Here is a 13,580-nt window from a genome sequence, read left to right as displayed (position 1 = left end):
TCAAACCCCTTGAGTGACGGTGGTCGCAAGCGTGGCGTGCTGGCGACGCCCGTGCACAAGACTGAAAATCAGTGGAACCAGGAACAATGTGGCAATGGTGGCGAAACCCAGGCCGCCGATCACCGCGCGGCCCAAGGGGGCGTTCTGTTCACCGCCCTCGCCCAGGCTCAGGGCCATGGGCGCCATGCCGATGATCATCGAGATGGCGGTCATCATCACCGGCCGCAGGCGGGTAAAGCCGGCCTCCAGGGCGGCCTTCACCGGATCGCCGTGGACCGCCAGGCGCTCGCGGCAGAAGCTCACCACCAGGATCGCGTTGGCGGTGGCTACCCCCATGCACATGATCGCCCCGGTCAAGGCCGGCACCGACAAGGGCGTATGGGTGATGAACAGCATCCAGACAATCCCGGCCAGGGCCGCCGGCAACGCGGTGATGATCACGAACGGGTCGCTCCAGGACTGGAAGTTGACCACGATCAGCAGGTAGATCAGCACCACGGCGCCCAGCAGGCCGAACAGCAGCCCGCCGAAGGCCGCGTTCATGGTCTGCACCTGTCCCTGCAACTGCACCTTGGAACCGGTTGGAACATCGCCGGCATGCGCCGCGAGGATCTTCTGGATATCGGCGGCCACCCCACCGAGGTCACGGCCCTGGATCGACGTGAGGATCTCCACGACCGGCTGGATATCCGACTGGGTCACCACCGAGTTGCCATGACTGCGCTGGATCGACGCCAGGGCGCCCAGCGTCTGGTCGGACGCCGCGCCGGCGCTGCCGCTCAGTGGCAGGTTGTGCAAGGCGGCCAGGCTGTCGAGGCTGTACTGCGGGGTCTGCAACACGATCGGGTAGGACACGCCGTTGGCGTTGTTGAGCCAGAATGTCGGCGCTACCTGGCTGGAGCCGGCCAGGTTGACCACCAGGCTGTTGGTGACATCGCGCTCGGTCAGGCCAACCAGTTGCGCCCGGGTGCGGTCGACATCGATCTTGAAGGTCGGCAGTTGCTGCGACTGCTGGATCCGTGCATCCACCACGCCGGGCACCCGGCGGATTTCCCGCAGCAGGCGGCTGGCATAGCTGAAGTTGGCCGCCAGGTTGTTGCCGGCGATCTGTACGTTGACCGGTGCCGAGGAGCCGAAGTTGAGGATCTGCCCGACAATGTCCGAGGCCGGGTACGAGAACACCGCATTGGGGAATTCCCGCGGCAGCACCTCACGCAACTCACGCACATAGTCGGCCGTCGGCTTGTGGCCTTCCTTCAGGCTGATCTGGATATCGCTGTCCTGGGAGCCGACCGTACCGGTGTTGTTATAGGCGGTGTTGATGCCGCTGATGGACAGGCCGATATTGTCCACCAGCGCCGCCAGCTGGTCCGGCTCGATCACCGAGCGGATCGACTTCTCGACCTCGGCGATCAGCTGCGCGGTACTCTCCACCCGCGTGCCCACCGGTGCCCGCACATGCAGCAGGATCTGCCCGGAGTCGACCTCGGGGAAGAAGTTGCGCCCCAGTAGCGGCACCAGCGCGAACGAGGCGAGCACAAAGGCCAGCATCGCGATCACGACCACGCGTCGATGGTGCAAGGCGCTGTCCAGTACGCCGTGGTAATGCCCGCGCAGGGTTTCGAAGCACGCCTCGAAGCCGCGCTGGAAACGCACCAGCGGATTGTTCGAGGGGGCCACGTGCGGCTGCCCGTCATCCCCGTGGACATGGGGTTTGAGCAGGTAGTTGGCCATGGTCGGCACCAGGGTCCGCGACAGGATGAACGAGGCGATCATGGCAAAGATCACCGCCTCGGCCATCGGCACGAAGAGGAACCGTGCGACACCGTCGAGGAAGAACATCGGCACGAACACGATGCAGATACACAGCAGCGAGACAAAGGCCGGCGTGACGATCTGCGCGGCCCCGTCGAGTATCGCCTGCTCCACCGGCTTGCCCTGCTCCAGGTGCCAGTTGATGTTCTCGATGGTCACCGTGGCATCGTCCACCAGGATCCCCACCGCCAGCGCCAGGCCGCCCAGGGTCATGATGTTCAGGGTCTCGCCGAGCACCGACAAGGTGACAATCGACGACAGGATCGCCAGTGGAATCGACACAGCGATAATCACCGTCGAGCGCCAGCTGCCGAGGAACAGCAGGATCATCAGGCTGGTCAGCGCCGCCGCGATCAGGCCCTCGCGGGCCACGCCGCTGATGGCCGAACGGACGAACAGCGACTGGTCGCCGATCAGGTCGATATTCAGGTTCGGCGGCAAGGCGGCCTTGTTGTCGGCCAGCTTGTCCTTGATCCCGGCGATCACCCCGAGAGTCGAGGCCGAACCGGTCTTGAGCACCGGAATCAGTACCGACCGGTTGCCGTTGACGTGGACGATGTTGCTCTGCGGCGGGTTGCCGTCACGCACCGTCGCCACGTCACGAATCAGCACCGTGGTGCCATCGGCGGTCTTGATCGGCAGGTTCTCCAGGTCATGGAAATCCGTGGGCGAGTTGTTCAGTTGCAGCGTGTATTCATAGCTGCCGATCTTCTGCGTGCCCACCGGGGTGATCACATTCTGCGTCGCCAGGGCCGTGGCGACATCCTGCGCCGAAAGCCCCCGCGCCTGCATCCGCGCCGAGTCCAGGTCGATCTGCACCTGGCGGCTCTTGCCGCCGAACGGGTACGGCACGGCCGCGCCGGGAACCGTGGTCAGCATCAATCGCACGGTGTTGAGGCCCAGGTCGCCCAGTTTCTGCTCGCTGAAACCATTGCCCGACAGCGCCAATTGCACGATCGGCACCGTCGAGGCGCTGTAGTTGAGGATCAGCGGCGGCACCGTGCCCGGCGGCAGGTTGCGCAGGATGGCCTGGGACACCGAAGTCAGTTGCGCGTTGGCGGTACTGATATTGACCCCGGGCTGGAAGAACACCTTGACGATCCCGTAGCCGGTCATCGACTGCGCCTCGATATGGCGGATGTCGTTGACCGTGGTGGTCAGCACCCGTTCGAAAGGCGAAGTGATCCGACCGGCCATCTGGTCCGGCGGCAAGCCGGTGTACTGCCAGATCACGGCGATCACCGGTATGCGGATTTCCGGAAAGATATCGGTGGGCGTGCGCCAGGCCGCGAGCGGTCCGACGATCAGGATGAGGATTGCCAGTACAACAAAGGTATAGGGGCGCCGCAAAGCAATGCGCACAAGGCTCAGCATGGAGGTGATCCAGACAAGGGGTTGGACAGTGAAGAAGGCGCATGACGCAGGCTCGCGGGGCGCTTCATACGGCGCTCTACTCCCGTCCCGCGCCCTCCTCAACCCGGGCAAACAGCACTGACATCCTGGTCATAAAGAGGCATATGCCACGATATAGATTTTAGTGGCATACGCAAGTATATTTCTTGCAGAACGCAGTTGAAGATCCAGTGTCAGAGGTGAAGGAGCCATTCCGTCATCTGTGCAGTGATCTTTAAGCATCCATGGATTATGGAATCATTACGTGATCGGCCAGATCGCCGCCTCGGGAATGAAAGACCTTGTTCTCGAGACGGTCGCAGGCATAATTACCCCATCGATCCAGCCTTAAGAGAGTGATCAGCCCTTGAAATGTGCACCACCCGGTCCCGACAGCCCGCAGGCCAGCAGTTGCGCGAACGGTGCCGTACGCCGCGCGTCCCGGCGCCTGGGGCAAATCTACGACGAGGCGTTCGCACCCTGCGGCCTGAAAGCCACCCAGTACTCCCTGCTGTCGCATATCGCCCGCTCCGACGAACCACGCATGCGCGATCTGGCCCAGTCCCTGGTCATGGACCTGTCGGCGCTGGGCCATACCCTCAAGCCGCTGGTGCGCGACGGCTTGGTGCTGTTGCAGGTGGATGAGCTCGACCGCCGCGGTCGTCGCGTGCTGCTGACCGAGGAAGGCCGGCGCAAGTACGAAGAGGCGCTGCTGGTCTCCCGGCAGATGTCGAGCCGCTTCGAACAGGCCTTCGGCGCGGAAGAAACCCTCCAGTTGCGCAAGACCATGGACTTCATTTCCTCGGACGACTTCGCCCAGGCCCTGCTCGGCAGAGCCTGAACCCCGCGCGACCGTCAGAGAATCGAGCGAATGGTCCCGCCTTCCACGCGCATCGCCATGCCATTGAGCGCCGGCGAGGCCGCCAGGTGCAGAACGCTGCGGGCGACTTCCTCGGGCTCGATCATCCGTCGGATCAGCGACGTCGGCTCGGTTTCGTCGAAGTAGTCGGCCACCACCTGTTGCGGGCTGATCCCCTTCTCTTCGGCAATCTCCCGGTGATAACGACGCACCGCCTCGGTGGCGGTCGGGCCCGGCAATATCGAATTGACCCGCACCGCCGTGCCCCTGGTCAGTTCGGCCAGGGCCCGGGACAAGCCCAGCAGGCAGGCTTTCATCGCACCGTAGTGAACCATCCAGGGTTGCGGCTTGACCGCCGACTCACTGCTGATGAACACCACCGAACCCTCGCCGCGGCTGAGCATGTCGTTCATCACCAGGCGGCTCATGCGCACACCGCTCATGACATTGACGTTGAAGTAGTGCAGCCAGCGGGCATCATCGGTGTCGAAAAAATCCCGTACCTCGAAGATACCGACGTTGTTGATCAGAAAGTCGATGGGCCCGAACTCCCGGGCCAGGGCCACCAGTCGCTCGGGCACGCCGGCCTGGGTCAGGTCGCCGGCCAGCCCCTTACTGCGCGGCCCCAGTTCTTCGAGGGCCTGGGTGACCTCTTCTTCCAGCAGACCGCTGATGACTACGTTGGCCCCTTCAAGCAGGAAGCCGTGGGCGATGGCCTTGCCGATCCCCGTGGCGCCGCCGGTGATCAGCGCCGTCTTGCCGGTCAGTTGATAATCCATGAAATCCGCCTGGGTTGTTCTTGTGCGGATCATCATGCCCCAGGCCCGGGCGAAGGATTTTCAAGAATTGTCGAAGACTGAATTAAGCCTTTTTGCAAAACCGCGTTGCCCGCTCAGTCCTGGGACAGGCGTGGGGCGATCCGCTCCAGCAGGAAGTCGATAAACACCCGCACCCGATGGGGCAGTTGCCGTCCGGGGCCGATGAAGACCGCGTGGATCGCCTCGCTTTCCCCGCTGTCCCAGGTTTCCAGCAACGGCACCAGGCGCCCGGCCTCGATATCGGCGCCGATATGGAAGTTGGCCAGCCGGGCGATACCCAGTCCGGCCAGTGCCGACTGGCGCATGCTCTCGCCGTCGCTGAGGAGGATATTGCCCTGGGGCTCGATCTCGATGCACTGGCCCTCGTCGCCGCGAAACACCCAGGCCTGGGAGTAGCGGTGGAAACCGAAGCTGAGGCGGTTGTGCCCATGCAACGCCTCCAGTGACTCGGGCTTGCCGAAACGGGCGATATAGCTCGGCGCCGCCACGGTGATCAGACGGCTTTCGCCGAGCCGGCGCTGGACCAGGCTCGACTCCTTCATCGGTCCGGTGCGGATCGCCACATCCGCGCGACGTTCGAGCAGGTCGACCACGGTATCGGTCAGTTCGACATTGAGGGTGATGTCCGGATAGGCGGCGAGGAAGTCCGGCAGCAACGGCAACAGGCAATGCAGGCCGAACGGCAGGTTGGCGTTGACCTGGATCAGCCCGCTGGGCCGGGTGACATTCGCCACGTCGCGCTCGGCGTTGTCGATCTGCTCGAGAATGCGCAGGCACTCGCTGTTGAAACGCTCGCCCTCGGCGGTGAGCTCCAGGCGCCGGGTCGAGCGATGCAGCAGGCGCGCGCCGAGCCGTTGCTCCAGGCGGGCGATCAACTTGCTCACCGCCGAAGGCGACATGTCCAGCTGGCGGGCTGCCTCGGAAAAGGTGCCGGCCGCAACCACCCGGGTGAACACTTCCATTTCGCCGGAGCGATTGATGTCTTTGATATTGAGCATGAATCGAGTTCACAGATGATTGGAGTTTCAGCAGTCTAGCTCATACCTGGGGTGGATCGTATCGTGAATGGATTCCAGCACCTGGAATACCTGCGCCTGCGCTTTTTTCCGCGCCAGGCCCCACGACAAGAAGAGGACATCTCAGTGAAAATTTTCGTTACCGGCGCGACCGGCTATATCGGCGGCTCGGTGGCCAGCTACCTGGTCAAGGCTGGCCATCAGGTCAGCGGGCTGCTGCGCAATCCGGATCAGCGCAACGCCCTGCTGGAACTCGGTATCACCCCCGTGCTCGGCACCCTGGACGATGCCTTTATCCTCACCGAGCAGGCGCGTGCCGCCGATGTGGTGGTCAACGCCGCCAACTCCGACCACCTGGGGTCGGTACAGACCTTTATCGACGCCCTGCGCGGCAGCGGCAAGGTCCTGCTGCACACCTCGGGTTCCAGCGTGGTGGGTGACGATGCCCGGGGCGCCTACGAGCGCGCCGAGATTTTTACCGATGAAACACCGTTCACGCCGATGGACATCCGCAAGGACCGGGTCGAAATCAACCAGTTGGTACGGCGCGCCGGCGTCGAGGACGGTATTCGCAGCATCGTGTTCTGCCCGACCATGATCTACGGCGAGTCCCTCGGGCTGCCGGTCAAGAGCGACCAGTTGCCCAAGCTCTATGCCAAGTCCCGTGAATATGGTGCCGGCGCCTACATGGGCGCCGGGCTGCATCGCTGGTCCAACGTGCATATCGAGGACCTGGCCGAGCTCTATCGCCTGGCGATCGAAAAGGCACCCTCGGCTTCGCTGTTCTTCGCGGAAAACGGCGAGGCCTCGTTTATCGAGATCGCCACGGCCATCAGCAAGGCCCTGGGTTATGGCGGACGGATCCAGAGCTGGCCGGCCGACGAGGCCATTGCCCAACTGGGTGACTGGGCGCGCTTCGCCATCGGTTCCAACAGTCGTGTGCGGGCGGTGAATGCGCGGGTATTGCTCGGCTGGCAGCCCAAGCGCGAATCGATCCTGGAGTGGATCGAAAGCACGGACGTACAGTGGTAACCCCCCAGCCGTATTGAGGTGATCGTTCCCACGCCGCGGCGTGGGAACGATCGGATGATCAGCCCAGCACTTCCCGCGCCACGCTCTCGATACCCGCCGCGTCCAGGCGATAGTGCCGGTACAGGTGCGTCGGCGGCGCAATCAGGCTGTACTCGTCGTAGATCCCGTGACGGCGCACCTTGACGCCGATGCCCTCCTCGGCAATCACCTCGCACACCGCCCCACCCAGCCCGCCGATGATGTTGTGTTCCTCGACGGTGAGAATTGCCCGGCTGTTGCGCGCCGCGGTCAATACCGCCTCGCGGTCCAGCGGCTTGATGGTGGTCATGTCGATCACGCCAACCGAACGCCCCGCCGCATTCAGTGCCCGCGCCGCTTCCAGCGCCGGGTGCACAGTGGAACCGGTGGCGATGATGGTCAGCTCGGCACCGGTGAGGTGAACCGTGGCCTTGCCGAAGACGAACGCAGGCACTTCTTCGTACACCACGGGGTCGCGCCCGCGCTGGATGCGGAAGTAGATCGGCTGCGGATGATGCACCGAGGCCAGGATTGCCGCCTTGAGCTGGTTGCCATCGGCTGGCGCGACAATGGTGAGATCGGCGATCGCACGCATGATCGCCAGGTCTTCGGTGGCGTGGTGGGAGGTGCCATAGAAGCCCAGGGAAATCCCCGCATGGTGGCCGATCAGGCGCACCGGCAGCGCCGAATAGGCGACGTCCATGCGAATCTGCTCGCAGCACAGCAACGGCAGGAACGAGGCGAAGGTGGCGACAAACGGCTGCATGCCGACCGCTGCCATCCCCGCCGCCGCCGAGACCATGTTCTGCTCGGAAATGCCGAACTGGACGAAACGTTCGGGGTGCAGTCCGGCGAATTTCGACAAGCCGTTGGAGTACTGCAGGTCGGCGGTACCGGCGACCACCGGATGGCCCTGATCGAGCAGTTCGATCAGCGCATCGGACAAGGCATTGAGGCTGGGGGTCTGCTCGTTGAGTTCACGGTACTGCCAGGAGTTGCTCGACTGAGGTGCGTTGTTCATGGCTTAGATGACCTTGCTTTTGATTTCTTCGACGGCACGTTGTGCATCTTCGGGATCGAGATAGCCCAGGTGCCAGCCCGGCTCGGTTTCCATGTAGGACACGCCCTTGCCCTTGACCGTATTGGCGATGATGCATACCGGTCGGGTACGCTGGGTGTCGGCTTTCAGCCGGCGCAACAGCGGGGTCAGGGTCGCCAGGTCATGGCCGTCCACCACATGGGTTTCCCAGCCGAAGGCGATCCACTTGTCCGCCAGCGGCTCGATGCCGATCACGTCGTCGACGCTGCCGTCGAGCTGGAAGCCGTTGCGGTCGATGATCGCGAACAGGTTGTGGACCTTGTGGTGGGCCGCGCCCAGGGCCGCCTCCCAGACCTGCCCTTCCTGCATCTCGCCGTCGCCGAGCATGACGAAGGTGTTGAACGACTGGCCCAGCATGCGCCCGGCCAGGGCCATGCCCAGGCCACCGGACAAGGCATGGCCGATGGAACCGGAAGAAAAGTCCACGCCCGGCACCTTGCGCATGTCCGGGTGGTCGCCCAGGGGATTGCCCAGGCGGGTGTAGTTATCGAGGATCGACTGGTCGAAGAAGCCCCACTCCACCAGCACCGGGAACAGCCCGACGGCGGCGTGGCCCTTGCCCATCATGAAGCGGTCGCGATCCGGCCATTTCGGTTCGCCATGGCGCAGGTCCATCACGTCGTAATACAGCGCGGCGAACAGCTCGGCGGCGGAAAACACCGAGGTGTAGTGGCCGACCTTGGCGATCTCGATCAGGCGGATGGTTTCCAGGCGAATGAATTGCGCCTTGTCCCGCAAGCGGGCCAGTTCCTGTGCGGTCAGTTGGAAAGCCGCGTCGTCCTGCACGGACGATGGCCGCGGGTCGAGGCCTTGTCTTGTCAAATCAGTCATGGGTAGTGTCCAGACATATCACGGAAAAATCGGCCGCGGCGCTCAGGCGCGCGGCCGCACACGGACTCCGGCAGCCGGCCGGTTACTGCGCTTTCAGGCGCGGGGTCATGTAGTCGTTCAGGCGCGGCATGACCTGCTGCGCCGTCAGCTCCATCGAGCGCCGCCACAGCGCCTCGTCATCCCACTCGTGGAAAGTGGTCATCAAGGTGCCGAACGGCCCGGTCTGCTCGCTGAACGCCACCAGTTGCTCGGTGACCGAGTTCACGTCGCCGTAGATCACCATCTCGCGGATGCAGTGATCCACCGTCACTTCCTCGTCGGTCATGTCCGGGCGGGTCTTGAAGATCTTCGTGTAGTTGTTGCTCGACAGGTTATCGATCATGTAGTCGAAGTAGCGGCGCAGGGTGCAGCTGTCCTGGGCCAGGTAGTCTTCGGCCTGGGCCTGGGAGTCGGCGACGAACACCGAGCGCGCCACCCGCCAGTTGTTGGCATCGGCCTTGACCCCGGCCTCCTCGGCTCCCTTGCAGTAGGCCTGCCAATGCGAGGCGACGGTGGCCGTGGGGTTGAAGTTGGCCGACATCAGGTCCCAGTCCTTGCTTCCGGCCAGCTTCGCGGTGCTGGAGAACGGGCTCATGGCGGTAGTCGCGACCCGCGGGAAGGGCTTCTGGAATGGCGTCGGCATGTAGCCGATTTCCAGTTCATGGTTCACCGAGTCCTTGAGGCTGACCTGGAAGTGCTCGCCGGTAAACGCATAAGGCGCATTGCTGCCCCAGATGGCCCGGATCATCTCGTAGCATTCGACCATCATCTGCCCACGGTCCTTGCCGTTGCTGCCGAAGACCTCGAAGTCCGAGGCCAGGCCGCCCGGGCCGATGCCCATGATGAAACGCCCCTTGGCCATGTGGTCGAACATCGCGGCGTCGGCGGCGATGCGCGCCGGGAAGTGATGCGGCAGATTCAGCACGCCAGTGCACAGCTTCATGCGTCGGGTCAGCGGAATCAGGGTGGAAAGGAACTGCAGGGCGTTGGTCACCGGCTCCGTGCGCTGCGAGGTGTGCTCGCCCACCCACAGCTCGTCGAAACCGACGGCGTCGGCATGCACGGCGCAGGCGATGTCCTGGTCGTACATCTCGTGATAGTCCCAGCCCTTGTGGTGTAGCGGCTGCATGAACATGGCAAGTTTCATGTCGTTCTCCTGCGGTTTTCAATGAGCGCCACGGGACGAACCGGGGTTCGCGCCATGACGTTTTTCACACCGGGACGGTTTTGCGGGCATGCAAAGCCCCGCACCGCCCGGCGCGGTGTTCAAGCAATGAAGCGAATCGGGGCTGGCGCGACGGCCTCAGGTGTCGCACCGCCATGCTTGCGGGGCGGTCAACTGCCGTGCAGCAGCCACCCGCCGTCGACCAGCAGGTCGACCCCGGTCAGGTACGACGCCATGGGCGACGCGAGGAACAGCGCCGCATTGGCGATCTCGAAAGGCTCGGCCGGACGCCCCAGGGGAATGTTCCCCAGGACGTTGTTCTGCCGATGCTGTTCCAGCAGTTCCGGCTCCAGGTTGCCAGGCGTGGCGGTCAGCCCCGGCGACAATGAATTGACCCGGATGCCGAACGCACTGAGGTCCTTCGCCAGGCTGCGGGTCATGGCCAGTACCGCGCCCTTGGACGTGTCATAGGCGCAGTGATTGGCCATGGGTCGATGGCCGCAGATCGAGGACAGGTTGATGATGCTGCCGCCCCTCGCCTGCTTGCGCATCTGCCGCTGCGCCGCCTGCGCCCCCTGGAACACCGCACGGGTATTGATCGCCTGCAACTGGTCCCAGAAGGTCACGTCGATCTCGTCGATATTCCTGAGCGGGTAGATACCGGCGTTGTTCACCCAGATATCCAGGCTGCCGTAGCGCTCGACCGCGGCATCGGCCAGGCGCTGGATATCGTGCGGGTAGCGTACGTCGCAGGCCAGGAACGACACCGCCAGGCCCGCCTCCGCCAGCTCTTCGCTGCGCTCGGGCGCCAGGCTGCCGATCAGCACGCTGGCCCCGGCTTCGGCCAGACGCCGACTGATGGCAAAGCCGATACCGTTGCTGCCGCCGGTGACCACCGCGGTCTTGCCGCGCAGATCGAGCAGCTCGGCAAAGGGCGGGTAAGGCAAGGCTTGATAAGGATGGGACATGCTGAAACCTCCTCTAGGCGGTGGCCAGGGTCATGATGCGGTCGGGGGCGATCTGTCGGCCCTGCAGGACACCCTGGGCACGCCCGCGGGCCATGACCATGACCCGATGGGACAGGCCAATCACTTCGTCCAGGTCGGAACTGACCACGATCACCGACACGCCGGTTCTCGCCAGTGCGACGATCAGTTCATAGATCGCCGCGCGGGCGCCCATGTCGATGCCCCGGGTCGGCTCGTCGAGAATGATCACCTTCGGACCACGCGCCACCCACTTGGCGATCACCACCTTCTGCTGGTTGCCGCCCGAGAGTTTGTCCAGGGTCTGCCGTGCCTGGCCCTTGATACCCAGGGCGGCAATCCGCTCCAGGGCAAAGGCCATGACCCGACCGTTGTCCATGACCCCACAGGCACTGAGGCGGTCCAGGTTGCAGTAGGCCAGGTTCTCGGCGATGGTCTGGCCAAGCACCACGCCTTCGGCCTTGCGGTCCTCGGGAATCAGCACCACCCCGGCGCGGATTGCCGCCGCCACATCGTTGCCCGGCAAGACCTGCTCAGCGACCCGGACACTGCCGGCGGCCAGTGGGCTCAGTCCGGCAATCGCCTGGACCACCTCCGTGCGCCCGGCCCCGACGATACCGGCAATCCCGAAGATCTCCCCGGCACGTACCGCGAACGAAATATCGGCGAAGCGCCCTGCCCGGTCCGACAGCCGCTCGACCCGCAGCACCAGCTCTTCCGTCGGCTCGGGCAGTGCCGGAAACAGCCGCTCGATGGAACGCCCGACCATCTGCGAGACCAGCAGGCCGACATCCGCCGCGCCACTGTCATGACGGGCGATCAGGCAGCCGTCGCGCATGACCACCACCTTGTCGGCGATCCGGGCGATTTCATCCATGCGGTGACTGATATAGATAAACGACACACCCTGGCCCTTGAGCGTCTCGATCTGCCGGAACAACAGGTCGGTTTCCTCCTTGCCCAGGGCCGCGGTCGGCTCGTCGAGAATCAGCAGGCGCGAGTTCAAGGTCAGCGCCCGGGCGATTTCCACCAGTTGCTGCGCGGCAATCTTCAGCTGGCCGACCAGGGTATCCGGGGAAATATCCAGGCCCAGGCGTTGCAGCTGCTTTTCCGTCTCACGGTACATGTGCCCACGGTCGACCAGCCCGCCACGGGTCGGCAGGTGGCCGAGAAACACGTTCTCCGCCACGCTGAGTTCCGGCAACAGGTGGATCTCCTGATGGATCATGTTGACCCCCAGCGCCATGGCCTCGGCCGGCCCACCCGGGGCATAGGGTTGGCCGGCGAGGAACATGCTGCCCTTCGACGGTCCCTGGGCGCCGGCGACGATGGAGGAAAAGGTCGATTTGCCGGCCCCGTTCTCCCCCAGCAGAGCGACCACTTCGCCGTAACCGATAGCGAGGCTGATGTCTTCCAGCACCCGCACCCCATGAAATGACTTGCCGATGTTGCAGGCCCTGAACAACGGCTCCTGAACGGCTTGGCCCGAAGGCTCGATCGCGTGCATCACAAGCTCTCCTCCGACGGTTCAAGGGTGCTTTTCAAGAAAGGCGGCCGCGTTTTCACGGGTGGTGACAAAGGCCGGCAGCAACTGGGTTTTCTCCACGCTCTTGCCCTGCTGCAGATCCACGGCGGTGCGCAGCGCGGTGCGCCCCATCTCCACCGCCTGCTGGGTGATGGTCAGGTCCATCTTGCCGTCGCGCACCGCTTCCAGGGCCGAAGGCAGGCCGTCATAACCGAACACCCAGATCTTGTGATCGATATTGGCGACCTTGACCGCCTGGGCGGCGCCGAGGGCCGGGGCATCGGAACGGCCGAGGAACACATCGATCCGCGGGTTCTTCTGCAACATGTCCTGGGCCACCTTGAAGCCGTTGTCCTGCAGCCAGTCGGTGGGCTTGCTGTCGACGATCTTCATCTGCGGCGCCTGCGCCAGCACCGCGTCGAGGCCCTTGGCACGGGTGACTTCGGTGGAATCGCCGAGGGTGCCCTGGAGCAGGCCGATCTGTGCCTTGCCACCGGTGAGCTTGATCATCTGCCGGGCCAGTTCGCCGGACGCCGCGAGGTTGTCGGTGGAGATATAGGCATCGCACTCGACGTTTTTCGGAAAGTTGTCGACGCACACCACCGGCACGCCCTGTTGCCGCGCCAGGCGTACCGGTACGGCCGAGGCGGCGCTGCCGGTGGCGGTGTACAGCAGCACATCGATACCCTTGCTGAGCATGTCCTGGATCTGGCTGACCTGCCGCGCCGGATCGGCCTGGGCATCGGAGACCAGCACCTTCTTGATCCCCATACCGCTGGCCTGCTCCATCACGCCGTCACGCACCATCAGGTAGAACACCCATTGCAGGCTCGGGATCGACATCCCCACGGTGATCTGGTCCACGGCCTTGCCCTGGGCGTGAGCGCCACTGGACAGCAGGCAGGCGAACAGCGGCAACCACAGGGAACGCAGCACAAACGCGGAACGATTCATGTCTTTATCCTTCTTGTTATCGGCTCTGGAG

The 13,580-nt window shown here is 64.1% G+C and carries 11 protein-coding genes; 2 read left to right on the top strand and 9 right to left on the bottom strand.

The window, feature by feature from the left end:
• On the bottom strand, positions 1–3,189 hold the full coding sequence (locus ACL9RJ_RS01610) for an efflux RND transporter permease subunit (protein WP_177108240.1): 3,189 nt from the start codon (positions 3,187–3,189) through the stop codon (positions 1–3).
• Positions 3,190–3,574: 385 nt separating this feature from the next.
• Between ACL9RJ_RS01610 and ACL9RJ_RS01605 the strand changes: the two genes are divergently transcribed.
• A complete protein-coding gene (locus ACL9RJ_RS01605; protein ID WP_017128522.1) occupies positions 3,575–4,048 on the top strand; it encodes a MarR family winged helix-turn-helix transcriptional regulator in 474 nt (157 codons plus the stop codon).
• A gap of 14 nt (positions 4,049–4,062) precedes the next feature.
• On the opposite strand, the gene ACL9RJ_RS01600 is transcribed toward ACL9RJ_RS01605, so the two are convergent.
• Both ACL9RJ_RS01600 and ACL9RJ_RS01595 read right to left on the bottom strand, forming a co-directional pair.
• The gene (locus tag ACL9RJ_RS01600; RefSeq protein ID WP_017128523.1) at positions 4,063–4,845 is read right to left on the bottom strand and encodes an SDR family NAD(P)-dependent oxidoreductase; all 783 of its coding nucleotides are present in this window, start codon (positions 4,843–4,845) and stop codon (positions 4,063–4,065) included.
• A 113-nt stretch (positions 4,846–4,958) separates the two neighbouring features.
• On the bottom strand, positions 4,959–5,882 hold the full coding sequence (locus ACL9RJ_RS01595) for a LysR family transcriptional regulator (protein ID WP_422764787.1): 924 nt from the start codon (positions 5,880–5,882) through the stop codon (positions 4,959–4,961).
• 144 nt (positions 5,883–6,026) lie between these two features.
• Between ACL9RJ_RS01595 and ACL9RJ_RS01590 the strand changes: the two genes are divergently transcribed.
• Positions 6,027–6,932: an NAD-dependent epimerase/dehydratase family protein gene (locus tag ACL9RJ_RS01590; protein ID WP_042936587.1), complete on the top strand. Its 906-nt coding sequence runs from the start codon at positions 6,027–6,029 to the stop codon at positions 6,930–6,932.
• Between the two features lie 58 nt (positions 6,933–6,990).
• On the opposite strand, the gene ACL9RJ_RS01585 is transcribed toward ACL9RJ_RS01590, so the two are convergent.
• The 6 genes from ACL9RJ_RS01585 to ACL9RJ_RS01560 form a co-directional block, all read right to left on the bottom strand.
• Positions 6,991–7,971 carry a transketolase family protein gene (locus ACL9RJ_RS01585; protein ID WP_177117942.1) on the bottom strand — a complete coding sequence of 327 codons (981 nt, stop codon included), beginning with the start codon at positions 7,969–7,971 and terminating at the stop codon, positions 6,991–6,993.
• Between the two features lie 3 nt (positions 7,972–7,974).
• Positions 7,975–8,880, bottom strand: a complete 906-nt coding sequence (locus ACL9RJ_RS01580; protein ID WP_177082701.1) for a transketolase — start codon at positions 8,878–8,880, stop codon at positions 7,975–7,977.
• An 82-nt stretch (positions 8,881–8,962) separates the two neighbouring features.
• The gene (locus ACL9RJ_RS01575) at positions 8,963–10,066 is read right to left on the bottom strand and encodes an LLM class flavin-dependent oxidoreductase (protein WP_177056761.1); all 1,104 of its coding nucleotides are present in this window, start codon (positions 10,064–10,066) and stop codon (positions 8,963–8,965) included.
• Between the two features lie 188 nt (positions 10,067–10,254).
• Positions 10,255–11,052 carry an SDR family NAD(P)-dependent oxidoreductase gene (locus ACL9RJ_RS01570; protein WP_177117943.1) on the bottom strand — a complete coding sequence of 266 codons (798 nt, stop codon included), beginning with the start codon at positions 11,050–11,052 and terminating at the stop codon, positions 10,255–10,257.
• Between the two features lie 13 nt (positions 11,053–11,065).
• Positions 11,066–12,577: a sugar ABC transporter ATP-binding protein gene (locus ACL9RJ_RS01565; RefSeq protein WP_177117944.1), complete on the bottom strand. Its 1,512-nt coding sequence runs from the start codon at positions 12,575–12,577 to the stop codon at positions 11,066–11,068.
• A gap of 21 nt (positions 12,578–12,598) precedes the next feature.
• The gene (locus tag ACL9RJ_RS01560) at positions 12,599–13,549 is read right to left on the bottom strand and encodes a sugar ABC transporter substrate-binding protein (protein ID WP_017128531.1); all 951 of its coding nucleotides are present in this window, start codon (positions 13,547–13,549) and stop codon (positions 12,599–12,601) included.
• Positions 13,550–13,580: the final 31 nt, after the last annotated feature.

The organism is Pseudomonas sp. Mn2068 (assembly GCF_049319725.1).
In the GTDB taxonomy this organism is placed as follows: Bacteria; Pseudomonadota; Gammaproteobacteria; order Pseudomonadales; family Pseudomonadaceae; genus Aquipseudomonas; species Aquipseudomonas gingeri.
This window is presented reverse-complemented; position numbering and strand designations above follow the sequence as displayed.